Source organism: Bradyrhizobium sp., assembly GCF_035484855.1.
Classification (GTDB): domain Bacteria; phylum Pseudomonadota; class Alphaproteobacteria; order Rhizobiales; family Xanthobacteraceae; genus Bradyrhizobium.
The window spans coordinates 16,605-38,580 of sequence record NZ_DATHOP010000009.1 but is presented as its reverse complement, the minus strand read 5'-3'; the positions used below and the strand labels follow the sequence as shown (position 1 = coordinate 38,580).

The following is a 21,976-nucleotide window of genomic DNA, read 5'->3' as shown; positions in this document are numbered from 1 at the left end:
ATTGCCGAGGCTGCCGATGCCGTCGATCACGATCTCGACCACGTTGTGGGCATCGCCCATGGTGCCGGCGCCGAGCGAGGTGCCGCAAGCGATGATGTCGCCGGGCATCAGCGTGACATCCTTGGAGATAGCGGCGACCAGTTTATGCGGCGGGAAGAACATGTCGGCGACCGGATAGTTCTGCCGCTCCTTGCCGTTGAGGATGGTTTTGACCGACAGTTTTAGCGGATCGAGGCCGGTCGCGATCACAGGGCCGATGACACCGAATGTGTCAAAGCTCTTCGCGCGTGCCCATTGTTCGAACGACTTGTCCTTGCGCAACAGATCGACCGCGGTGACGTCGTTCACGCAGGTGTAGCCGAAGATATAGTCGCCGGCCTCGGCTTCCGAGATGTTGAAGCATTTCTTGCCGATGACGACGCCGAGTTCGCCCTCGTAAATGATTTTTCCGGCATAGGTGGAAGGTCGCTGGATCGGTTGGTTGGCGGGCCAATAGGCATTCGGGGCTTTGAGGAACCAGAGCGGCTCCTTCGGCCGCGTAAAATCGTTCTTGGCCGCGAGCTGGTGGAAATTATTCCACAGGCAGATCATCTTCGAGGGATCGCAGGGCGTCAGCACGCGAACCTCGGAGAGTTTCAGCGTTTGGCCGCTGGGCTTGGCGCCTGCAAACAGGTCGCCGGTATGAACCGCGATCGCTTCCCCCTCCAGCGTGCCGAAGCCGGTCTTTCCACCCTGCTCAAAGCGAATCCATTTCGTCATCTCACGACCTCCCGGTGATATCTAAGGCAGCGTCGTTCGATCGCGCCGCCTTTTGCGAATTCCATTTGCATATTGTATTCCTCACACCAATCCTCCCGCAATCATGCACTGCATCATTGCCGGCGCGGCCGCTGTCCGCGATGTCCGGTTGAAGTGAGATAGACGGGCTAACCTAAGGGTTTCGGCACGCGATCCGACGCGAGACCGCGTGCATCACGTTCTCGGGAAGCAGGGGCCAAAACAAAAGGCGCTCCCGTCGGAAGCGCCTCTTGCAATTTTGGGCCGAGATCGGCGGGCGACCCGCCGGCCCGTCAATTCGAATAGTACATGTCGAATTCGACCGGGTGCGGGGTCATCTCGAAGCGCTCGACTTCGGTCATCTTCAGCTCGATGAAGCTGTCGATGAAGTCGTCGTCGAACACGCCGCCGGCTTTCAGGAAGGCTCGGTCCTTGTCGAGATTTTCCAGCGCCTCGCGAAGCGAGCCGCAAACGGTCGGGATCGACTTCAGCTCTTCCTTCGGCAGGTCGTAGAGGTCCTTGTCCATCGCCGGGCCCGGATCCATCTTGTTCTTGATGCCGTCGAGACCGGCCATCAGCATCGCGGCGAAGCCGAGATAGGGATTGGCCATCGGATCGGGGAAACGCACCTCGACGCGCTTGGCCTTCGGGTTCGTCGTGTAGGGGATGCGGCAGGAGGCCGAGCGGTTGCGCGCGGAATAGGCGAGCAGCACGGGGGCCTCATAGCCCGGGACCAGACGCTTATAGGAGTTGGTCGAGGGGTTGGTGAAGGCGTTGATCGCCTTGGCGTGCTTGATGATGCCGCCGATATAGTTGAGGCAGGTCTCCGAGAGGTCGGCGTATTTGTTGCCGGCGAACACCGGCTTGCCGTCCTTCCAGATCGACTGGTGGCAGTGCATGCCCGAGCCGTTGTCGCCATAGACCGGCTTCGGCATGAAGGTGGCGGTCTTGCCGTAGATGTGGGCGACCTGCTGGATGCAATATTTGTAGATCTGCATCTGGTCGGCCATCAGCGTCAGCGTGTCGAACTTCATGCCGAGTTCGTGCTGGGCGGACGCCACTTCATGGTGATGCTTCTCGACCTTGACACCCATCTTGGCCATGGCGCCGAGCATTTCCGAGCGCATGTCCTGTACCGAATCCTGCGGCGGCACCGGGAAGTAGCCGGCCTTGGTACGGATGCGGTGGCCGAGATTGCCGCCCTCATATTCGGTATCCGAATTGATCGGCAGCTCGGACATGTCGAGCCTGAAGCCGGTGTTGTAGGGCGTGGTCTGGTAGCGGACGTCGTCGAATACGAAGAATTCCGCCTCGGGGCCGAAATAGACGGTGTCGCCGACGCCCATCGACTTGACCATGGCCTCGGCCTTCCTGGCGATGCCGCGGGGGTCGCGGTTGTAGGGCTCGCCGGTGGTCGGCTCCAGCACGTCGCAGGTCAGGACCATGGTGGTCTCGGCGAAGAACGGGTCGATCGTCGCGGTGACGGGATCGGGCATCAGGCACATGTCGGATTCGTTGATCGCCTTCCAGCCGGCGATCGAGGAGCCGTCGAACATCAGGCCTTCGGCGAAGGTATCTTCCTCGATCATGCCGACGTCGAAGGTCACATGCTGCCACTTGCCGCGCGGATCGGTGAAACGCAGGTCGACGTATTTGACGTCGTTGTCCTTGATCGATTTCAGGACGTCTTTGGCGGTCTTCATGAATACCCCTTTGCTTACAGGTCGTCGCAATCTGGCTAGCCGCCAGCGACCGCGGGTTCAGCGACCGCGGATCATGCTCAATACAATTGCGGGATGTTCAACACAATATCAGAGTGTGGGCAGTTTTTGGTCAGATCGCGTCGAGCCCCGACTCGCCGGTGCGGATGCGAATGGCCTCCTCGATGTTGGACACGAAGATCTTGCCGTCGCCGATCCGCCCCGTTTGGGCCGCGCGCCGGATGGCGTCGATCGCCCGCTCGACCAGATCATCCCCGATCACGATCTCGATTTTCACCTTGGGCAGAAAGTCGACGATGTACTCCGCGCCGCGATAAAGTTCGGCGTGGCCCTTCTGCCGCCCGAAACCCTTGGCTTCGGTGACCGTAATACCCTGCAGCCCGACTTCCTGGAGCGCTTCCTTCACCTCGTCGAGCTTGAACGGCTTGATGATGGCTTCAATCTTTTTCACTGGAGCGCCTCCCGGGCGTTTCGATATTTCAGTCTGCAGGTTTGTTTCAGGTTGCGCTGGGTGCGCAAATTGTCCGATCGTCTATCCCGCACCTTCGGCCGCCCACGGCCGGGCTCGCCGTTCCCTGCCGACGGGCACGGCAGCGCCGGCTTCCTCAAAAGCAGGGTCTATGCCAAGTTGTTAAGACGCCCGATTTCGAAACGTTATCAATCTTTTAACAGGCATTCGCGCGAGGTCAGGCCAACAGCTTCACCATACCGCAGCCCATGAAATAGGCAACTGGATGAATTGGTATGCAATCATTGAGAGCGTTTCCTCACGTTCTATCGGAAATGCCTCAGGATAAGGCGCTCGTAGCAGGGATTTGCCATGGAAGTTCTCACCACAGATGAAATGGGTCGAGCCGATCGGCTTGCGATCGCCGGGGGGATTCCCGGCTTCTCGCTGATGCTGAGCGCAGGCCAAGCCGTCGCCGAGGCCGCGATGGAGCTGGTGGAGGAGGGCCCGATCGTCGTCGTCGTCGGACCCGGCAACAATGGCGGCGACGGTTTTGTGGCGGCGGCAGAACTGGCGGCGCGCGGCCGCGAGGTGTCGGTGATCCTGTTGTGCGAGCGCGACAGCCTGAAGGGAGATGCGGCGTCCGCGGCGCGGGGATGGAAATATCCGGTGCTGCCGTTCAATCCGCAGGCCATCGGCAAGCCGGCGCTGATCGTCGATGCGCTGTTCGGCGCCGGTCTCGATCGCCCGATCACCGGCGAGCCGCACGACATGATCGCGGCGATCAACGCCAATGGCGCGCCGGTTCTCGCCGTCGACCTGCCGAGCGGCATCAACGGCACATCGGGCGCCGTGATGGGCATCGCCATCGACGCCACCGAGACCGTGACCTTCTTCCGCCGCAAGCCGGCGCATCTGCTGTTGCCGGGACGGATTCACTGCGGTCGCGTGCGCGTCGCCGACATCGGCATCGACCCCGGCGTGCTCGCCGAAATCCGGCCGCGGACATTCGAGAACGTCCCGCCATTCTGGCGCGAGGCGTTTCCGGTGCCGCGGGTCGACGGCCACAAATATGCCCGTGGCCACGCCGTCGTCGTCTCCGGCGGCCTTTCGACGACGGGAGCGGCGCGGATGTCGGCGCGCGGCGCGTTGCGGGCAGGCGCCGGTCTCGTCACCGTGGCATCGCCGCAGGGTGCACTCGCCGTCAATGCGGCGGCGCTGACGGCCGTGATGGTTCATGGAGTAGACACGCCGGTTGAATTCGCGGAGATGCTGACGGACAGGCGTTTCAACGCCTGCGTGGTCGGTCCGGGCGCCGGCGTCGGTGAACGGACCCGCAACTTCGTGCTCACCGCGCTATCGGCAAACAGAGCCATCGTCCTGGACGCCGACGCGCTGACAAGTTTTGGCGAGGCGCCCGAGCGACTGTTCGAGGCCATCAAGGCCTCGGGCGACCAGCGGGTGGTCCTGACGCCGCATGAGGGCGAATTTCCAAGGCTGTTCAGCGACATCAGCAATAAACATCCACTTCGCTCGAAACTCGAACGGGTTCGCGCCGCCGCTGAGCGCAGTGGCGCCATCGTGCTGCTGAAGGGTCCGGATACGGTGGTCGCCGCGCCCGATGGGCGCGCCACCATCGCCTCCAACGCGCCACCCTGGCTTGCCACCGCCGGCGCCGGCGACGTGCTGTCGGGGATGATCGCGGGCCTGTTGGCGCAGGGCGTGCCGGCCTTCGAGGCCGCCTCGATGGGGGTCTGGATGCATGGCGAGGCCGCCCGCGAGGCCGGTCCCGGCCTGATCGCGGAAGACCTGCCGGAGACGCTGCCGGCCGTGTTCCGACGCCTCTATGACGAATTCGGCATCGAGTATTGAAGCCTCACTCGACGACGTACCACCGCACCAGGCGCGGCGCCGCCCAGTCGGTCGCCACAGCTTCGATCAGGAAGTGTCCGGCGGAAGCGGCTGCGAATGCGATCCGCTGCGTCTGTCCGGCATCGATTGCCAGCGTATCGAGCCAGAACGGCTTCCAGCCGTCGTCGAGGCGATCCAGCAGCCGGAAATGATGCCCGTGCAAGTGGAACATCATCGGCCGGTCATTGCGGTTCACCAGCGCCAGCACCACCGTGTGGCCAAGCCTGGCGCGGAACGCGGGCGAAGCGGAGACCGCGAAATCCGGAGGCTTCGCCCAACCGGCTTGCGCCGCTCCGAGCGCGATCTCAAAGCGCAGCGCGTTGCGGAGATCGAGCCGGTCCGGCAGGCCGTTGGACGGCAGTGCAGGGGCCGCAGGCAACGCCGCGTCCCGAAACGGCGGCTGATTGGCGACGACCAGCCGGCCGATCGGGCGAGCCTCGTTGCCGTCATGCAGCAGGATCGATGACACCGAGCCCGGCAGGCCAGCGTCGATGAAGGCATCGGCCCGGCTCCCCGGGGCCAGCACCAGCGCGCCATTGCGCGCCGGGAACGGTTCGGACGGCTGGCCGTCCAGCGCCATCACGCGGACCTCGTATCCCTCCAATTTTACCGCAATCACATGGCGTTGGCAGCCATTGATGAAGCGAAGCCGCAGCCGCTCATGGGCGCGGGCCGTGATGTCCAGCTTGGACCGCCCGTTGACCGTGTAAACCGGTGAAGTGTCCTTCGGGTCGATGCCGGGCGCGATCGCGCTGCCATCGGCGCGCAGCCGCCAGTCCTCGATCAGGATGACCTCGTCGCGATCGACCACAACCGGCGCGCTTTCGCCTGAGATCAGCGCCAGCACTCCGGCCGGCCGCGCCTGGCCGTCGCCCAAAAGCCTGCCGTCGCAGAGCAGGGTGCCGGCATGGCGCAAGGGAATCACCAGGCTTTCCCGGGCCCCCGGGGCGAGCGGTGGCCGCGCCGCCAGCGGTTCGGCGGCAGGCACGCCGTCGAGCCCAACCCAGTTCAGCACCATCGGCACCGGCAAATTGTTCTCGAGCTCGAGCTCGATTTCCTCGCCGCGCCTGAACCGGTCGGCGCCCGAGCCCCGCAGCGTCCAGATCGGGGTATCCGGCTGTCCCGGTCGCAAGGCCATGAGCCCGGCTTCGGCGGTCAACCGCAGGGACCTGTGTCCCTCGGCGGCGGCGATCCCGGGCAGGGCCGGGGCAAGCGCCGTGGCGCCCATTCCGGCCATCAGTTCGCGCCGGTCCAGCCGGAAAATTCGATTCCCCATGGGCCGATGCGGATCATTTTCCGGTTGTTATGTAAAGCGGCCGCTTGTACTTCCGGAAGAGGCTTCCAAAACGGCCATTTTTTTGCTGCGGACCGATGGGCTCATGTTATAAGCCCGCCGCCCGCGGGGCCGGACAGGACGCTACTCACACGCGGGCGTGGCGGAACTGGTAGACGCGCTGGATTTAGGTTCCAGTGACGAAAGTTGTGGGGGTTCGAGTCCCTCCGCCCGCACCAAGCGCTGACGGCGTTTGCACGAGATGACTGGAGGGCTTACTTCGGGAAGGACACGTTCTCCCCCTCGAAGAAGCGATCCGCCGAACCACCGGTGCCGACCCATGGGGGTCACGCGCCGACCAAGTTGAAAAAGGTCTGCGCCGTTTCGGCCGGACCAAAGCGGGAAGAAGATTGACGCCATGCAGGTCACCGAGACCCTCGTCGAGGGATTGAAGCACGAATTCCAGATCAGCGTTCCCGCATCGGATCTCGATGCCAAGGCGGATGCGCGCCTGGTCGACCTCAAGGACAAGGTCCGTCTCAACGGCTTTCGTCCGGGCAAGGTGCCGGTCAGCCACCTCAAGAAGGTCTATGGCCGCTCGGTGATGGCAGAGACCATCGACCAGACCATCCGCGATACCAACACGCAGATCTTCACCGAGCGCGGCTTCCGGCTGGCTTCCGAACCCAAGATCACCATGCCGACGGAGGAAAAAGCCGTCGAGGACGTCCTCACCGGCAAGTCCGATCTCACCTACACGGTTTCGATCGAGGTGGTGCCGGCGATCGCGCTTGCCGACTTCAAGAGCTTCACCGTCGAGAAGCCGGTCGCCGAGGTGACGGATGCCGATGTCGACGAGGCCATCAAGCGGATCGCCGACCAGAACCGTTCGTTTGCGGCGAAGGGCGAGGGCGCCAAGGCCGAAAGCGGCGATCGCGTCACGATCTCGTTCAAGGGCACCATCGAGGGTGTGCCGTTCGACGGCGGCACCGGCGAGAACATCCAGGTCACGATCGGCTCCAACACCTTCATTCCCGGCTTCGAGGAACAGCTGCTCGGCATGGCCGCCGGCGAAACCCGTACGCTCAAGGTCGCATTCCCGAAGAACTATGCCAGCGAAAAACTCGCCGGCCAGCCGGCCGAGTTCGAGACATCAGCGACCCTGATCGAGGCGCCGCAGGAGACGGTGATCGACGACGAGTTCGCCAAGACACTGGGCCTGGAATCGCTCGACAAGCTGAAGCAGGCCGCGCGCGAGCGGCTGACGGTGGAATTCGCCGCGGCCACCCGCCAGCGCGTCAAGCGCATGCTGCTGGACCGTCTCGACGAGAGCCACAAATTCGAGGCGCCGCCGTCGCTGGTCGCGGAAGAATTCAATCTGATGTGGAACTCGATCAAGGCCGAGATGGAATCGAGCGGCAAGACCTTTGCCGATGAGGACACCACCGAAGAGGCCGCCAAGGAAGAGTACCACAAGATCGCCGACCGCAGGGTCCGGCTTGGCCTCGTGCTGTCGGAGATCGGCGAGAAGAACAAGATCACGGTCACCGACGACGAAGTCAGCCGCGCGGTGATCGAGCGCGCGCGGCAGATGCCCGGACGCGAGAAAGAGGTCTGGGACTACTATCGCAGCAACGCCAACGCGCTGGCCCAGCTTCGTGCACCGATCTATGAGGACAAGGTGGTCGACTTCATCCTCGAGCTCGCCAATGTGACCGAAAAGAAGGTTACCCGCGACGATCTCTACAAGGACGACGAGGAAGCCGACAAGAGCGCCGCCTGACATTATCAAGCCGGCGTTAAGGTTGTGACGCAAAAGGCCGCGCGGCGGAGCTGCCGTGCTATGCCGTAGGCTGCGAATCAGCTTCAACTGCGGCCGATTCCTTGTCGCTTCCGCCCCGGTCTTGTGGCCGGGTCGGTCCGGTCTTGTGGCCGGGAAATTGGGCTATATCTGTGAGCCTGTCCTTTGCGTCCCGCATCACGGGACGTTCGTCCGCACCCGGCAATCTCAGCTGACCTGCCTTGCCGGTGGATGTTCGTCTCCGCCAACCTGTCCGATAACCATTTGGGTGACTAATGCGCGATCCCGTCGAAACCTACATGAACCTCGTGCCCATGGTGGTCGAGCAGACCAACCGCGGCGAACGCGCCTACGACATCTTTTCGCGGCTGCTGAAGGAACGCATCATCTTCGTTACCGGACCGGTCGAGGACGGCATGTCGACGCTGGTGGTGGCGCAACTGCTGTTTCTCGAGGCCGACAATCCGAAGAAGGAAATCTCGATGTACATCAACTCCCCGGGCGGAGTGGTGACGTCGGGACTGGCGATCTACGACACCATGCAGTTCATCCGCCCGGCGGTGTCGACGCTCTGCACCGGACAGGCGGCGTCGATGGGTTCGCTGTTGCTGGCCGCCGGCCAGAAGGACATGCGCTTCTCGTTGCCGAATTCGCGCATCATGGTGCACCAGCCCTCCGGCGGCTTCCAGGGCCAGGCCACCGACATCATGCTGCACGCCCAGGAAATCCTGAACCTCAAGAAGCGGCTCAACGAGATCTACGTCAAGCACACCGGCCAGACCTTCAAGGCCATCGAGGACGCGCTGGAACGCGACAAGTTCCTGACCGCCGAGATGGCCCGCGACTTCGGGATTGTCGACAAGGTGATCGACAAGCGCTCGGAAGAGCCGGCGGCCCTGTCGAAGACCCCGTAAGGCAACGGATCGCCTCGGCGTTAACGGTCGCCAAATCAGCCAATTCCGGCCCTACCCAGGCAGCTTATGCGCCGGCATGGGCAGAAAGTTCCACTTTCGTGCTGGTTTGGCAGCGTGGCAATCGCGCAACGCTCTGCCGATTTCGGCAAGTTTGGCCCGTGCCAACGGCGCAAATCACGGTATTGTCACGGGTACCCGATGCCCGGCCGGTTAGCGAATTCTTGATAGTCGGGTGCCACCATGGTTGGCTAGGTCAGTTCGGCTATGATCGGGAGATTCGAGTTGGCCGCGATTCGAGTGGCATCTGGAGTAAAAGGCCTTTTTTGGTACGGATTTTGCTCTATCTAGAACTATGTGCCGGTGTGTCCCGGAATAGGTCGAGCAGACGGGATCGAACGGCGGACGGAGACGAGAATGAGTAAGGTCGGCACGAGCGACTCCAAGAACACGCTGTATTGCTCGTTCTGTGGCAAGAGCCAGCACGAAGTCCGCAAACTGATCGCGGGTCCCACTGTATTCATCTGCGACGAGTGCGTCGAACTGTGCATGGATATCATCCGCGAGGAGAACAAGTCCTCGCTGGTGAAGTCGCGCGACGGCATTCCGACCCCGAAGGAAATCTGCAAGGTTCTCGACGACTACGTAATCGGCCAGAGCCACGCCAAGAAGGTGCTCTCGGTCGCCGTGCACAATCACTACAAGCGGCTCAACCACCAGACCAAGCACAACGACGTCGAACTGGCGAAGTCCAATATCCTCCTGATCGGTCCGACCGGTTCGGGCAAGACGCTCTTGGCGCAGACGCTGGCGCGGATTCTCGACGTTCCCTTCACCATGGCCGATGCGACCACGCTGACAGAGGCAGGTTACGTCGGCGAGGACGTCGAGAACATCATCCTGAAGCTGTTGCAATCGGCCGACTACAATGTCGAGCGGGCGCAGCGCGGCATCGTCTATATCGACGAAATCGACAAGATCAGCCGCAAGTCCGACAATCCCTCGATCACCCGCGACGTCTCGGGCGAGGGCGTGCAGCAGGCGCTGCTGAAGATCATGGAAGGCACGGTGGCCTCGGTCCCGCCGCAGGGCGGCCGCAAGCACCCGCAGCAGGAATTTTTGCAGGTCGACACCACCAACATCCTGTTCATCTGCGGCGGGGCGTTTTCGGGCCTGGAGAAGATCATCTCCGCGCGCGGACGTTCGACCTCGATCGGCTTCGCAGCGCAGGTGCTGGCGCCGGAAGACCGCCGCACCGGCGAAATCTTCCGCCATGTCGAGCCCGAGGATTTGCTGAAATATGGCCTGATCCCGGAATTCGTCGGCCGCCTGCCTGTGGTCGCGACCCTCGAAGATCTCGACGAGGCCTCGCTGAAGAAGATTCTGACCGACCCGAAGAACGCGCTGGTCAAGCAGTATCAGCGGCTGTTCGAGATGGAGAACATCGAGCTGAGCTTTGCCGACGAGGCGCTCGGTGCGGTCGCCCGCAGGGCGATCGAGCGCAAGACCGGCGCGCGCGGCCTGCGTTCGATCCTGGAAAGCATCCTGCTCGAGACCATGTTCGATCTTCCGGGCCTGGAAGGCGTGGAAGAAGTCGTGATCTCGCGCGAAGTGGTGGATGGAACGGCCCGGCCGCTCTACATCTACGCCGATCGTTCCGACCGCGCCGTCGAGAGCAGCGCCAGCGCCTGATCTCGTCAGCCGCGGGCGGAGTTGCGTGTCCAGAAAGACGGCTGCGGAGGCCTTTCCCCGCGGCCGCGTTTGCGTAGCTTCGCCTCGCGTGTTCGGCCCGTTTGACGGGCCTTTTTCAATCACTTGACACCCCCATGGTCGATAGCCACCTAATGCTGTCGGCGATGAAGATTCACGCTTGAGATTCGTCGCCAAACCGATCCGGAAAAGTCGGCCGAAACGGCCACAACCTCCCGGAACATCCCGGCACCTTGTGGCGGTTGCGCAAAATTGCGGACTGCGTGCAAGGGGGCACAACAAAAGGAATAGGCCATGACGACCCCAAAACCCCGGCCATCGATCGTCCACGGCGAAAGCCACGCTTACCCCGTGCTGCCGCTGCGCGACATCGTCGTCTTTCCGCACATGATCGTGCCGCTGTTCGTCGGCCGCGAGAAATCGATCCGCGCGCTCGAAGAAGTGATGAAGAACGACGCGCTGATCATGCTGGCGACCCAGAAGAACGCCTCCGACGACGATCCGAGCCCGGAATCGATCTATGAGACCGGTACGCTTGCCAGCGTGCTGCAGCTGCTCAAACTGCCCGACGGCACCGTCAAGGTGCTGGTGGAGGGGCTGGAGCGCGCGCGCGTACAGAAATATACCCCCCGCACCGAATATTACGAGGCGACCGCGACAGCGCTCGCCGATACCGACGCCAAGTCGGTCGAAGCCGAGGCCTTGGCGCGCTCGGTGGTGTCGGATTTCGAAAGCTATGTGAAGCTGAACAAGAAGATCTCCGCCGAAGTCGTCGCCGTGGTGCAGGCCATCACCGACTTTGCCAAGCTCGGCGACACGGTCGCGTCCCATCTTGCCGTCAAGATCGCCGATCGCCAGGGTATCCTGGAGACGCTGTCGGTGACCGCGCGCCTGGAGAAGGTGCTCGGCCTGATGGAGAGCGAGATTTCCGTGCTGCAGGTCGAAAAGAGAATCCGCTCGCGCGTCAAACGCCAGATGGAGAAGACCCAGCGGGAATATTATCTCAACGAGCAGATGAAGGCGATCCAGAAGGAACTCGGCGACGACGAGGGCCGCGACGAGCTTGCCGATCTCGAAGAGAAGATCGCCAAGACCAAGCTTTCCAAGGAAGCCCGCGAGAAGGCGCAGCACGAATTGAAGAAGCTGCGGCAGATGTCGCCGATGTCGGCTGAAGCCACCGTCGTGCGCAACTATCTCGACTGGCTGTTGTCGATCCCGTGGAACAAGAAGCCCAAGGTCAAGAAGGATCTGGTCGCGGCCCAGACCGTGCTCGACAACGATCACTATGGCCTGGAGAAGGTGAAAGACCGCATCGTCGAGTATCTCGCGGTGCAGTCGCGCGCCAACAAGCTGACCGGGCCGATCCTGTGCCTGGTCGGGCCTCCCGGCGTCGGCAAGACCTCGCTCGGCAAGTCGATCGCGAGAGCGACCGGCCGCGAATTCGTGCGCGTGTCGCTCGGCGGCGTGCGCGATGAAGCCGAGATCCGCGGTCACCGCCGCACCTATATCGGCTCGATGCCCGGCAAGATCATCCAGTCGATGCGCAAGGCGAAGACCTCGAACCCGCTGTTCCTGCTGGACGAGATCGACAAGATGGGCGCCGATTTCCGCGGCGATCCGTCATCGGCGCTGCTCGAGGTGCTCGACCCCGAGCAGAACATGACCTTCAACGATCACTATCTGGAGGTCGACTACGATCTCTCCAACGTGATGTTCATCACCACGGCGAATACCCTGAACATTCCGGGGCCGCTGATGGACCGCATGGAGATCATCCGGATCGCAGGTTACACCGAGAACGAGAAGGTCGAGATCGCGCGCAAGCATTTGATCCCGAACGCGATCGCCAAGCATGGCCTCGACCCCAAGGAATGGTCGATCGACGACGACGCGCTGCTCCTGATGATCCGGCGTTACACAAGGGAAGCCGGCGTGCGTAACCTGGAGCGTGAGCTTTCGACACTCGCCCGCAAGGCGGTGAAGGAGCTGATGATCTCCAAGAAGAAGTCGGTCAAGGTCACCGAGAAGTCGCTGGAGGAATTCCTCGGCGTGCCGAAATACCGTTACGGCGAGATCGAGAGCGAGCCTCAGGTCGGCATCGTCACGGGTCTGGCCTGGACCGATGTCGGCGGCGAGCTGCTCACCATCGAAGGCGTCATGATGCCCGGCAAAGGCAAGATGACGGTCACCGGCAATTTGCGCGACGTGATGAAGGAGTCGATTTCGGCGGCGGCGTCTTACGTCCGCTCGCGCGCGGTCGGCTTCGGCATCGAGCCGCCGTTGTTCGACCGGCGCGACATCCACGTCCACGTTCCCGAGGGGGCGACCCCGAAGGATGGACCGTCGGCGGGTGTTGCAATGGCCACCGCGATCGTCTCGGTCATGACGGGTATCCCCGTGAGGCACGATGTCGCCATGACCGGCGAGATCACCTTGCGCGGACGCGTGCTGCCGATCGGCGGCCTGAAGGAGAAGCTGCTCGCGGCGGCCCGCGGCGGCATCAAGACGGTGCTGATCCCCGAGGACAACGCCAAGGATCTCACGGAGATTTCCGATGCGATCAAGGGCGGCATGAACATCATCCCGGTGGCCCGCCTCGACGACGTCGTGTCGCAAGCGCTGGTCCGTCCGCCGGTGCCGATCGTCTGGGAAGAAGACACCAAGGTGCCGGTGACCCCGGATGCCGGCGACGAAGCCCCAGGCGGGCTCACGGCGCATTAGATGTTGCAAATATGACAACAGCGGCGTCCCCTCGGGGGCGCCGCTTTTTTGTGAGCCGATGCGCGGCTTGCGCCGGGGGCGGGCACAGGGCTAAACAGAAGGCTTAAGGGCGGTTAGCTCAGCTGGTTAGAGCATCTCGTTTACACCGAGAGGGTCGGCGGTTCGAATCCGTCACCGCCTACCAGCCTTCGCTCGCTCCGCGAGCTTCGGCTCGGCGAGCCGAGGTTTGCGGAGCGAGCGAAGGCTGTCGCGCCGTAGTCGCGACGCGACGGAGGCGGACTGTCGGATTTGAAATTTGGTCGGGAGCCCACGCATGAGAGTTTTCCTCGCCGCCGTGATGATCGCGTCACTCGCCGGGCCTGCTTTCGCTCAGGACACCCACGTGCCCCGATACGGGGAGCAGAAGGCAAAGACGCCGGAAGAGATCGCGGCCGAGAAGGAAGCCGAGAAGGCCTACCAGAAATCCCTCGGCAACATTCCCGACAAGGGTCCCACCGATCCCTGGGGCAATGTGCGCAGCGACGGCGCGCCCAAGCCGGTGGCGAAGGCCGCGCCGGTGAAGCGGGCCAAGACCGATACCAAGACCGATACCAAGACCGACAGCGCGGCGAAGTAGCCGGCGATGGAACTCCCGGCAGGTGACGATCGAAACGCCGACCAGATCGCCTACTGGAACGGACCCGGCGGCCAGCGCTGGGCCGCCCGGCAAGCGAGCCAGGACATCGTGCTGGCCCCCGTGGCCGACGCCCTGATCGATCGCGCCGATGTCAAGCAGGGCGAGCGCATCGTCGATGTCGGCTGCGGCGCCGGCGCCACCACCGTCGCATTCGCGCAAAAGGTCGGCCCATCAGGGCATGTCATGGGTGTCGACATATCAGGGCCGATGCTGGCCCGCGCGCGCGAGAATCTCCCGGCCAGGCTATCAGCCGAATTCGTGCTCGCGGACGCGACGATCTATCCGTTCGGGCCCGCAAGCTTCGACCTCTTGGCCTCGCGCTTCGGCGTGATGTTTTTCGCCGATCCCGCGCGGTCCTTTGCAAACCTGCACAAGGCGATGCGGCCGTCGGGCCGGCTGGCGTTTGCGTGCTGGCGCGAGCCGCGCGAAAACCCGTTCTTCATGGCGCCGCTGCAGGCGGTCTACAAGCACGCACCAAGACTGCCGCAGCCGGGGCCTGAAGATCCCGGCCCGTTTGCCTTTGCCTCCGAAGCGCGGGTGCAGCGCGTGCTGGGCGAGGCCGGATTTTCCGGGATCAAGATGGAGCCGGTCGATCTTTCGCTCGATATTGCGGTCGGGCGCGGCGTCGATGTGGCGGTGCAGTCCGCGCTCGAAATCGGCCCCGCCGCCCGCGCCCTCGCCGAACAGCCGCCGGAGGTGGTCGCGGCCGCCAAAGATTCTATCCGCGAGGCACTGATGCCATTCGTGAGGGGACAGGCGGTGCCGCTGCCGGCCTCGATCTGGATCGTGACGGCGAAGGTTTAGGGCAGATTGCTCGGAGGGTTGAGTTGCCGCAGGCGTTGCCGGGCCATTGCCGGATATTTCTGCATACAAAATCTGCAAGCGCGTCATGGCCGCCGCAAAGACGAGACCGCAATCGACACCCTGCGGCTTTGCGGATATTGTTTGCCATCGCATCACGAACAATGACCGTGTGCATCCAGCCCGATGAGCGAACTGACTGCCTCCCCCTCCAAAGCCCCGGGGTTGCCCGGGATCCAGGAACCGAAATCGAAAGACGAGAGGAAGGTCAGTCTTCTGACGCTGTGCGCACTGGCGCTCGTGATCGGGATGTTGACGGGCCTTGGCGCGGTCGCCTTCCGGGCCCTGATCGCGTTCGTGCACAACGCCTTCTATAACGGCAGGCTCAGCTTTTTCTACGATGCCAATATCGCGGAGGCGCCGAGCCGGTTCGGTGACCGGGTGTTCCTCTCGCCGATCATCGGCGGCGTCATCGTTGTCTATCTGGTCAAGCACTTCGCGCCGGAGGCCAAGGGCCACGGCGTTCCCGAAGTCATGGATGCGGTGTTCTACAAGCGCGGCAATATCCGCGGCAAGGTCGCGATCGTCAAAGCGCTGGCCTCCGCGCTCTCGATCGGCAGCGGCGCGGCGGTCGGCCGCGAAGGCCCGATCATCCAGATCGGTTCGGCGTTGGGCTCGGCCTTCGCGCAGGTGATCCGGCTGTCGACCTGGCAGAAGATAACCCTGTTGTCGGCGGGCGCCGGGGCAGGGATCGCCGCGACATTCAATACGCCCCTCGGCGGCGTGCTGTTCGCGCTCGAGATCCTCCTGCCCGAAGTCTCCAACCGGACATTCCTTCCCGTCGTCGTTGCAACGGGCGCTGCGACCACAATCGGGCGGGTGTTGATCGGCCCGGATCCGGCGTTTGCGGTTTCGGACATCCAGTTCTCGCTGGCCGGTACGTTCGGGATGCAGGAGGCGATCGCCTTCGTGCTGCTCGGCATCCTCTGCGGCGTGGCGGCGTGGGCCTTCATTCGCCTGCTCGTCATCATGGAGGACGGTTTCCCCAAGCTGCCGGGAAATGAATACACGCAGAATATCCTGGGCATGGCCGTGATCGGGCTGATGATGGTGGTTCTGACCCGCGCATTCGGGCACTCCTATGTCGACGGCGTCGGCTATTCGGTGATCCAGGCGATCCTCGATCAGAAATTGACGGCCGCCGGACTCCTGGCCCTGTTGTTCCTGCTGAAGATGGTTGCGACCACGGTCAGTCTCGGCTGCGGTGCATCCGGCGGCATCTTCTCGCCCTCGCTTTACCTCGGGGCCACGCTGGGAGCGGCCTTCGCCGCCGCTGCCGGATCGTTTCTGCCCCACGCCGGCCTTGCCGTGCCGTCGGCTGCGATCATCGGCATGGCGGCGATGGTCGGCGCCGGTACCGGCGGCGTCATGACGGCGATCGTCATGGTGTTCGAGATGACGCGTGATTACGCCATCATCGTTCCCGTCATTATCGCGGTCGCGCTCGCCGCCGGCGTCAGGCGCGCGCTGGTCAACGAGACGATCTACACCATCAAGCTGCGCCACCGTGGCCACCGCATCCCGAAGGAGCGCCACATCAATCTCTACCTCGTCAAGCAGGCGCAGGACGTCATGGAGCGGCGTTTCATCGTGGCGAAGGCCGGTACGACCTTGAACGACGCCATGATCGCCGAAGATACCGATGATTTGCGGGCAATCGTGGTCGAACGCGAGGGGCGGATCGTCGGACTGATTCCGCCGCGCTCGGGGCTGTGGCTGGAATCGCGGACCAAACCTGATCTCCTGGTCGAGCGCTTCGTCGAAGAACGCATGGTGATCTGCCGCGATCAGGACCTGCTCAGCCTGGTATTCGCGAGATTGAAGCGCCACCGCTCCGGCGCGGCGATCATCTTTCGCGGCGCCCATCGTCCGCGCGTGCGCGACATCGTCGGAATCATCACGAAGCGCGCGATTGCCGATGCGGTGATCGATAGCTACGAGGATTGATTTTCGGATTGGGACGCCAATAGAGCGACTTCCGCAGACCGGTTGCCCGCGCCGCTACGCCCGCTCTTCCCAGATCATCGCCAGATGCACGATGGTCTGCACCGCCTTTTCCATGTCCTGCCGGCTGACCCATTCCAGCCGCGAATGGAAGGCGTGTTCGCCGGCGAAAATGTTGGGGCAGGGCAGTCCCATGAACGACAGCCGCGAGCCGTCGGTGCCGCCGCGGATCGAGGATTTGATCGGCTTCAGGCCGGCGCGGCGGATCGCCTCCATGGCGTAGTCGATGATCTCCGGATGGCGGTCGATTACCTGCTTCATGTTGCGGTATTGCGGCTTGACCTCGAGCCGATAGGTCGAGCGCGGATAGGATTTCATCACGTCCTTGACGATGCCTTCCAGCAGCTGTTCTTTTTCCTCGAGGCCCTCATCGGTGAAATCGCGCACGATGAAACTGAGCACAGCCTTCTCCAGCGCGCCGGAGATCGCGATCGGATGCAGAAAGCCCTGTTTGCCCTCGGTGGTTTCCGGCGAGCAGGTATCCCTGGGCAGTCGATCGACGATGGCCGAGGCGATCTTGATCGCATGCTCCATCTTGCCCTTGGCAAAACCGGGATGGGTGGAGACGCCCTCGATCGAAATCGTGGCGCCGTCGGCGGAGAAGGTCTCGTCCTCGATGGTGCCGGCGGATTCGCCATCGATGGTATAGGCGAAATCGGCAGCGAGCTTCTTCAGGTCGGCCTTGTCGACGCCGCGGCCGATCTCCTCGTCCGGCGTGAACAGGATTTTTATCGTGCCGTGCTTGATCTCGGGATGGCTGATGAGGAATTGCGCGGCATCCATGATCTCAGCAAGCCCGGCCTTGTTGTCGGCGCCCAAGAGTGTGGTGCCGTCGGTGGTGATGATGTCGTTGCCGATCTGGTCGGCCAGCGCGGGATGCTCGGCGGCGCGGATGATTTGCGAGGGATCGCCTGGCAGCACAATGTCGCCGCCGCGATAATTCTTGACGATCTGCGGCTTGACGTCCTTGCCGGTGCAGTCGGGGGAGGTGTCCATGTGCGAGCAGAAGCAGATCACCGGGACTTTCTTGTCGGTGTTCGCCGGAATGGTCGCATAGACGTAGCCGTAGTCGTCGAGATGGGCGTCGGCCAATCCCATCGCCTGCAGCTCAGTGGCGAGCAGCCGGCCCAGATTCTTTTGCTTCTCGGTGGACGGGCAGGTCGGCGAGGCAGGGTCCGACTGGGTGTCGATCACCACATAGCGCAGCAAGCGCTCGGTGACGGTGTGGGTGAAGGCGATGGACACAATCAATACCGCGCTCACTCGGGAAGACCAGAAACAACGGAACAAGCGTCATCCCGGCGGGGCCGCGTACCCGTGCCGGAATGACGCAGAGTTTCGGAACGAAAGCTGTCTTGTCAGACGGCTTCCTTGAGCTCCTTGGCCGCGCGGAACGCAACCTTCTTGCTCGCCTTGATGTGGATCGCCTCGCCGGTGGCGGGGTTGCGGCCCATGCGGGCGGCGCGCTTGCGCACCTGCAGGATGCCGAGACCGACGATGCGGATGCGCTCGCCCTTCTTCAGGTGCTTGGTGACCCGGGCGACCAGATCGTTCAGGATCGCTTCGGCCTGCTTCTTGGACAATTCCTGGTCCTCGGCGATTGCCGCTGCGAGATGCTTGAGCGTGACGGTGGTCGGGGTCGCTGCCTTCTTCGCCATATTTGGCCCTCCTCGTTGTTGATCATGGCTTAGGAACCTAAGACGTATCAGGCCTTAAACGATTCGGGGGGCTGCTGACTATGCTGTTTCGCCGATAAACAGCCTATTATTTGCATCGACACCGCAAAAAGGCCTGACTGACGGGAGGATTCGGAACATCCTTGACTAAAACAAGGCGCGCCTTTAAGTCCTCCCTCCTGTGCGGATCACACCTGATTTGAGAAATCCGCGGGAGTAGCTCAGTTGGTTAGAGCGCCGCCCTGTCACGGCGGAGGCCGCGGGTTCGAGTCCCGTCTCTCGCGCCATCATTTCAAGGACTTAGCACCTCATTTCCCTGCGCGATTTGGTTGCCGAAAGGCCACGATCCGACTTCGGATCGCCGGTCAATTCGCGAGTATGCTGATCGCGCTTGCGCTCGGCGCGGCATCGATTGTGCCGGCGGATGCAGAGACGCCTTACCCCAACCGGCCGATCCGCATCGTCGTGCCGTTCGGGCCGGGCGGCTTCGCCGATATCACGGTCCGTCTGCTGGCGCAGAAGCTCACCGAGCGCACCGGCGCCCAAACAGTAATCGAGAACCGTCCAGGTGCCGGCGGAATCACCGCTGCCAATACCGTCGTCTCGGCGGCGCCTGACGGCTACACCCTGTTCGTGTTCTCCAGCGGCATCGCGCTGTCGAAGTCGCTGCTGAAATCCATTCCGTTCGACCCGCTCACCGCGTTCGCGCCGATCTCCACCATGGCGCAGTTCGACCTGTTGCTGCTGGTACGGTCTGACTCGCCGATGCGCACGCTGAAGGATGCGCTGGAGGCCGCCCGCGCCGATCCGCAGAAATTCAACGTCGGCACCATCAGTCCCGGCAGCACCCAGAACGTGACCGGCGAACTGCTGCGCACGACCACGGGCATTCCGATGACGGTGGTGCCGCACCGCACCTCCGCGGAGGTCCTGACTTCGCTGCTCCGGGGCGATATCCAGGTCGGCATCGAATCCTACGCCGCGCTGAAGTCGGCGATCGATGCCGGGCAGGTCCGCGCCATCGCTTCCTCAGGCGCCAGGCGTTCGCCGATGCAGCCCGATGTGCCGACCTTGCGCGAGAGCGGCGTCGATGCCGCGGTCGACGGCTGGAACTCGTTGATGGCGCCGGCCGGCACGCCGGGCGACGTCATCGCCTTCCTGAACGGCCAGATCCGCGCGATCATCGGCGATGGCGACTTCAGCAAGCGCATGATCGAGCTCGGCGGCGAGCCGGTCGCCGGGCCGCCGGAGGAACTCGGCACGCGGCTCAAATCCGATGTCGACATGTGGGCCGCCGTGGTGAAGAAGGCCGGTCTCGCGCCGCAATGAACAATGAGCGGAGTCCCCATGCCCGACAGTTTCAAGATCGACGCCCACGTCCATGTCTTCACCTCGGACATGCCGCTGATCGACAATCCGCGCCATGCGCCGACATACAGCTTCACCCACGAGGAGCTGATCGCGACCCTCGACAACAATGGCGTCGATCGCGCCGTGATCGCCGCCGCCAGCCCGTGGGGCGATTACAACGATTACATCCTGACCGCGCTGCGCGCCCACCCCGCACGCCTGCGCGGCACCGCGATTTTCAATCGCCCGGTGGAACGATATGCGCTGGAGGCGATGGGCCGTGACGGTTTCGTCGGCGTGCGGCTGCCCTTCATCGGCCTGCCCAAACTCCCCGATGTCACGACCTTCGAATATCGCGCGCTGTTTCGCCGCCTCGCCGATCTCGACTGGCACGTACATCCCCATGTCGAGGGCGAGGACCTGCCGAAAATCCTCCCCGTCCTGGAAGCCTCCGGTGTCAAGATCGTGGTCGACCATCTCGGCCGCCCCGATCCGAAATCGGGGATCAACAGCGACGGCTTCAAGGCGCTGCTGCGCTCGATCGACAAGGGGCGCACCTGGGTGAAAGTGTCCGGCGGCTACCGGCTCGGGCCAAAGGCTGCGGAGTATGCGCGCGAGCTTGTCCGCGTCGCCGGCCCCGATCGGCTGGTATGGGCGAGCGACTGCCCGTTTGTCGGCCATGAGGGCCATTTCCCCTATCAAGCCACCATCGACTGGCTGATCGATGCCATTCCCGACGCGACCGCGCGCGCAAAGATTTTTGGCGCAACCGCGCGCGATCTCTACTTCAACGGCGAATAGCCCGATGGGCCCCGTTCGCATCGTGCTGGCATTGGCGCTGTGGCTTGCCGGCGCAAGTGCGAGCTTCGCCGAATATCCGGAGCGGCCGATCCGCCTGCTGCTGCCGTTCCCGGCCGGCGGCGCCGTCGACATCGTCGCCCGCGCCGTGACGGCAAAAATGTCCGACGATCTCGGCCAACCCTTCATCATCGAGAACAAGTCCGGCGCCGGCGGCATCATCGCAACCGACGCAGTGGCGAAATCGCCGCCGGACGGCTACACGCTGCTTCTCGCCACGCCGAACCTCACCATCAACGCGGCGCTGCAAGCGTCGTTGCCTTACGACACCGAGAAGGATCTGGTCCCGGTCTCCGTGATCGCCGAAGTGCCGGAGGTGCTGGTGAGCTACGCGAGCGCGCCATTTGCGACTTTTCCCGAGTTGGTCGCCTATGCCAAAGCCAATCCCGGCAAGCTCAACTACGCCTCAGCGGGCATCGGCACGCTGCCGCATCTGACGATGGAATTGCTGCTGCGGCGGATCGGCGTCGTGGTCACCCACATTCCCTATCGCGGCGCGGCACCGGCCATGACCGATCTGCTCGCCGGCGTGGTGCAGATCAAGCTCGATACCTACGCTACCTCGAATGGGCACGTTCAGGCCGGCAAGCTGCGCATGCTCGGCATCGCGAGCTCGCACCGCTCCAGCCTGATGCCCGAGGTGCCGACGATCGCCGAGATGGGGTTGCCGGGCTATGAGGGCATCCTCTGGATCGCCATCATGGCGCCGGCCGGCACGCCCCAAGCCATCATCGACCGGCTCGCCGCTGCCAGCGCCAGGGCCGCGCGTGCACCCGACATCGTCGCGCGGCTGCAGCGCGACGGCGTCGATCCGGTCGGCGGCACGCCGGCCGAACTCGCCGCACTGATCGCACGCGAAATTCCGCAATGGCGCGAACTCGCCAAGGCCGCCAATATCAGGTTGCAATGAGGCCGCTTGCCGGAGCCACATTTTCCAAAAAGCAAAGGCCGCCCGGAGGCGGCCGTCAGCTTATTCCCTGTGGTCAAATTCGCCTTAGCGAATGACCATCGCATCCGAACTGGTCACGACCACCGGTTTGCCGGCTTTAATGACATGCGCCGTCTGCGTGTAATCCGCGTTGCTGCGAGCCGAAATTCCAAAAGCCGCCACTGCGATACCGGCGACTAACGCCAGAACCACGATTTTCAGGTGGGTACTGCGATCCAATGAATGAATTGAATGGTTCATCTGAGCCTCCAAGCGGACTTCTCGCCGCTTTGTTGGCGTTAGGAGTACCCCCAGTTTGTTTCCGGGTGGTTTCGTGGGTTCCCCAAAAT

The 21,976-nt window shown here is 63.2% G+C and carries 18 protein-coding genes and 3 tRNA genes; 14 read left to right on the top strand and 7 right to left on the bottom strand.

Translation table 11 applies throughout. The annotated features are described in order from the left end of the window. The 3 genes from VK804_RS00720 to VK804_RS00710 all read right to left on the bottom strand — a co-directional run. On the bottom strand, positions 1-759 hold a 759-nt coding region (locus tag VK804_RS00720; protein ID WP_325366743.1), incomplete at its 3' end, for a fumarylacetoacetate hydrolase family protein. Positions 760-1,070: 311 nt separating this feature from the next. Beyond that, a complete protein-coding gene (gene glnA, locus VK804_RS00715) occupies positions 1,071-2,480 on the bottom strand; it encodes a type I glutamate--ammonia ligase (protein WP_325366741.1) in 1,410 nt (469 codons plus the stop codon). Positions 2,481-2,610: 130 nt separating this feature from the next. Beyond that, the gene (locus VK804_RS00710; RefSeq protein WP_007603495.1) at positions 2,611-2,949 is read right to left on the bottom strand and encodes a P-II family nitrogen regulator; all 339 of its coding nucleotides are present in this window, start codon (positions 2,947-2,949) and stop codon (positions 2,611-2,613) included. 369 nt (positions 2,950-3,318) lie between these two features. Here VK804_RS00710 and VK804_RS00705 point away from each other — a divergent pair, with 369 nt between their 5' ends. Next, positions 3,319-4,818: an NAD(P)H-hydrate dehydratase gene (locus VK804_RS00705; RefSeq protein ID WP_325366642.1), complete on the top strand. Its 1,500-nt coding sequence runs from the start codon at positions 3,319-3,321 to the stop codon at positions 4,816-4,818. Positions 4,819-4,822: 4 nt separating this feature from the next. On the opposite strand, the gene VK804_RS00700 is transcribed toward VK804_RS00705, so the two are convergent. Beyond that, the gene (locus VK804_RS00700) at positions 4,823-6,133 is read right to left on the bottom strand and encodes a multicopper oxidase domain-containing protein (RefSeq protein WP_325366640.1); all 1,311 of its coding nucleotides are present in this window, start codon (positions 6,131-6,133) and stop codon (positions 4,823-4,825) included. A gap of 151 nt (positions 6,134-6,284) precedes the next feature. Between VK804_RS00700 and VK804_RS00695 the strand changes: the two genes are divergently transcribed. The 9 genes from VK804_RS00695 (at position 6,285) to VK804_RS00655 (ending at position 16,757) form a co-directional block, all read left to right on the top strand. Further along, positions 6,285-6,369: transfer RNA gene (locus VK804_RS00695), tRNA-Leu, on the top strand. Between the two features lie 179 nt (positions 6,370-6,548). After that, positions 6,549-7,913, top strand: coding sequence for a trigger factor (gene tig, locus VK804_RS00690; RefSeq protein WP_325366638.1), 1,365 nt, complete (start codon positions 6,549-6,551; stop codon positions 7,911-7,913). A 293-nt stretch (positions 7,914-8,206) separates the two neighbouring features. Continuing rightward, positions 8,207-8,845 carry an ATP-dependent Clp protease proteolytic subunit gene (locus VK804_RS00685; protein WP_325366636.1) on the top strand — a complete coding sequence of 213 codons (639 nt, stop codon included), beginning with the start codon at positions 8,207-8,209 and terminating at the stop codon, positions 8,843-8,845. A gap of 414 nt (positions 8,846-9,259) precedes the next feature. Further along, positions 9,260-10,534 carry an ATP-dependent Clp protease ATP-binding subunit ClpX gene (gene clpX / locus VK804_RS00680; protein WP_325366634.1) on the top strand — a complete coding sequence of 425 codons (1,275 nt, stop codon included), beginning with the start codon at positions 9,260-9,262 and terminating at the stop codon, positions 10,532-10,534. A 312-nt stretch (positions 10,535-10,846) separates the two neighbouring features. Next, positions 10,847-13,273, top strand: coding sequence for an endopeptidase La (gene lon, locus VK804_RS00675; RefSeq protein WP_325366632.1), 2,427 nt, complete (start codon positions 10,847-10,849; stop codon positions 13,271-13,273). 107 nt (positions 13,274-13,380) lie between these two features. Further along, positions 13,381-13,457, top strand: a tRNA-Val gene (locus VK804_RS00670). 129 nt (positions 13,458-13,586) lie between these two features. Beyond that, a complete protein-coding gene (locus tag VK804_RS00665) occupies positions 13,587-13,889 on the top strand; it encodes a hypothetical protein (protein WP_325366630.1) in 303 nt (100 codons plus the stop codon). A 6-nt stretch (positions 13,890-13,895) separates the two neighbouring features. Further along, positions 13,896-14,753, top strand: coding sequence for a class I SAM-dependent methyltransferase (locus tag VK804_RS00660; RefSeq protein ID WP_325366628.1), 858 nt, complete (start codon positions 13,896-13,898; stop codon positions 14,751-14,753). A 183-nt stretch (positions 14,754-14,936) separates the two neighbouring features. Beyond that, on the top strand, positions 14,937-16,757 hold the full coding sequence (locus VK804_RS00655) for a chloride channel protein (protein ID WP_325366626.1): 1,821 nt from the start codon (positions 14,937-14,939) through the stop codon (positions 16,755-16,757). A gap of 54 nt (positions 16,758-16,811) precedes the next feature. Here VK804_RS00655 and pepT read toward each other — a convergent pair whose 3' ends face one another. Continuing rightward, a complete protein-coding gene (pepT, locus tag VK804_RS00650; protein ID WP_325366750.1) occupies positions 16,812-18,062 on the bottom strand; it encodes a peptidase T in 1,251 nt (416 codons plus the stop codon). Positions 18,063-18,172: 110 nt separating this feature from the next. Beyond that, positions 18,173-18,472, bottom strand: a complete 300-nt coding sequence (locus VK804_RS00645) for an HU family DNA-binding protein (protein WP_079603451.1) — start codon at positions 18,470-18,472, stop codon at positions 18,173-18,175. Between the two features lie 228 nt (positions 18,473-18,700). Here VK804_RS00645 and VK804_RS00640 point away from each other — a divergent pair. The 4 genes from VK804_RS00640 (at position 18,701) to VK804_RS00625 (ending at position 21,608) form a co-directional block, all read left to right on the top strand. After that, positions 18,701-18,777 (top strand) — tRNA-Asp (locus tag VK804_RS00640). Positions 18,778-18,868: 91 nt separating this feature from the next. Continuing rightward, positions 18,869-19,819: a Bug family tripartite tricarboxylate transporter substrate binding protein gene (locus VK804_RS00635; protein WP_325366621.1), complete on the top strand. Its 951-nt coding sequence runs from the start codon at positions 18,869-18,871 to the stop codon at positions 19,817-19,819. An 18-nt stretch (positions 19,820-19,837) separates the two neighbouring features. Further along, positions 19,838-20,641, top strand: coding sequence for an amidohydrolase family protein (locus VK804_RS00630; RefSeq protein ID WP_325366620.1), 804 nt, complete (start codon positions 19,838-19,840; stop codon positions 20,639-20,641). A gap of 4 nt (positions 20,642-20,645) precedes the next feature. Continuing rightward, positions 20,646-21,608 (top strand): tripartite tricarboxylate transporter substrate binding protein, encoded by a 963-nt coding sequence (locus VK804_RS00625; protein WP_325366618.1) that lies wholly within the window; start codon positions 20,646-20,648, stop codon positions 21,606-21,608. Between the two features lie 84 nt (positions 21,609-21,692). Here the strand turns inward: VK804_RS00625 and VK804_RS00620 are convergent, their stop codons facing one another. Further along, positions 21,693-21,887 carry a hypothetical protein gene (locus tag VK804_RS00620; RefSeq protein ID WP_325366616.1) on the bottom strand — a complete coding sequence of 65 codons (195 nt, stop codon included), beginning with the start codon at positions 21,885-21,887 and terminating at the stop codon, positions 21,693-21,695. Between the last annotated feature and the right edge of the window lie 89 nt (positions 21,888-21,976).

Excerpts from the sequence above, each read along its gene's own strand:
- glnA (WP_325366741.1), bottom strand. The coding sequence starts at position 2,480 with ATGAAGACCGCCAAAGACGTCCTGAAATCGATCAAGGACAACGACGTC.
- VK804_RS00705 (WP_325366642.1), top strand. The coding sequence starts at position 3,319 with ATGGAAGTTCTCACCACAGATGAAATGGGTCGAGCCGATCGGCTTGCG.
- VK804_RS00700 (WP_325366640.1), bottom strand. The coding sequence starts at position 6,133 with ATGGGGAATCGAATTTTCCGGCTGGACCGGCGCGAACTGATGGCCGGA.
- tig (WP_325366638.1), top strand. The coding sequence starts at position 6,549 with ATGCAGGTCACCGAGACCCTCGTCGAGGGATTGAAGCACGAATTCCAG.
- VK804_RS00685 (WP_325366636.1), top strand. The coding sequence starts at position 8,207 with ATGCGCGATCCCGTCGAAACCTACATGAACCTCGTGCCCATGGTGGTC.
- clpX (WP_325366634.1), top strand. The coding sequence starts at position 9,260 with ATGAGTAAGGTCGGCACGAGCGACTCCAAGAACACGCTGTATTGCTCG.
- lon (WP_325366632.1), top strand. The coding sequence starts at position 10,847 with ATGACGACCCCAAAACCCCGGCCATCGATCGTCCACGGCGAAAGCCAC.
- VK804_RS00665 (WP_325366630.1), top strand. The coding sequence starts at position 13,587 with ATGAGAGTTTTCCTCGCCGCCGTGATGATCGCGTCACTCGCCGGGCCT.
- VK804_RS00660 (WP_325366628.1), top strand. The coding sequence starts at position 13,896 with ATGGAACTCCCGGCAGGTGACGATCGAAACGCCGACCAGATCGCCTAC.
- VK804_RS00655 (WP_325366626.1), top strand. The coding sequence starts at position 14,937 with ATGAGCGAACTGACTGCCTCCCCCTCCAAAGCCCCGGGGTTGCCCGGG.
- VK804_RS00645 (WP_079603451.1), bottom strand. The coding sequence starts at position 18,472 with ATGGCGAAGAAGGCAGCGACCCCGACCACCGTCACGCTCAAGCATCTC.
- VK804_RS00635 (WP_325366621.1), top strand. The coding sequence starts at position 18,869 with ATGCTGATCGCGCTTGCGCTCGGCGCGGCATCGATTGTGCCGGCGGAT.
- VK804_RS00630 (WP_325366620.1), top strand. The coding sequence starts at position 19,838 with ATGCCCGACAGTTTCAAGATCGACGCCCACGTCCATGTCTTCACCTCG.
- VK804_RS00625 (WP_325366618.1), top strand. The coding sequence starts at position 20,646 with ATGGGCCCCGTTCGCATCGTGCTGGCATTGGCGCTGTGGCTTGCCGGC.
- VK804_RS00620 (WP_325366616.1), bottom strand. The coding sequence starts at position 21,887 with ATGAACCATTCAATTCATTCATTGGATCGCAGTACCCACCTGAAAATC.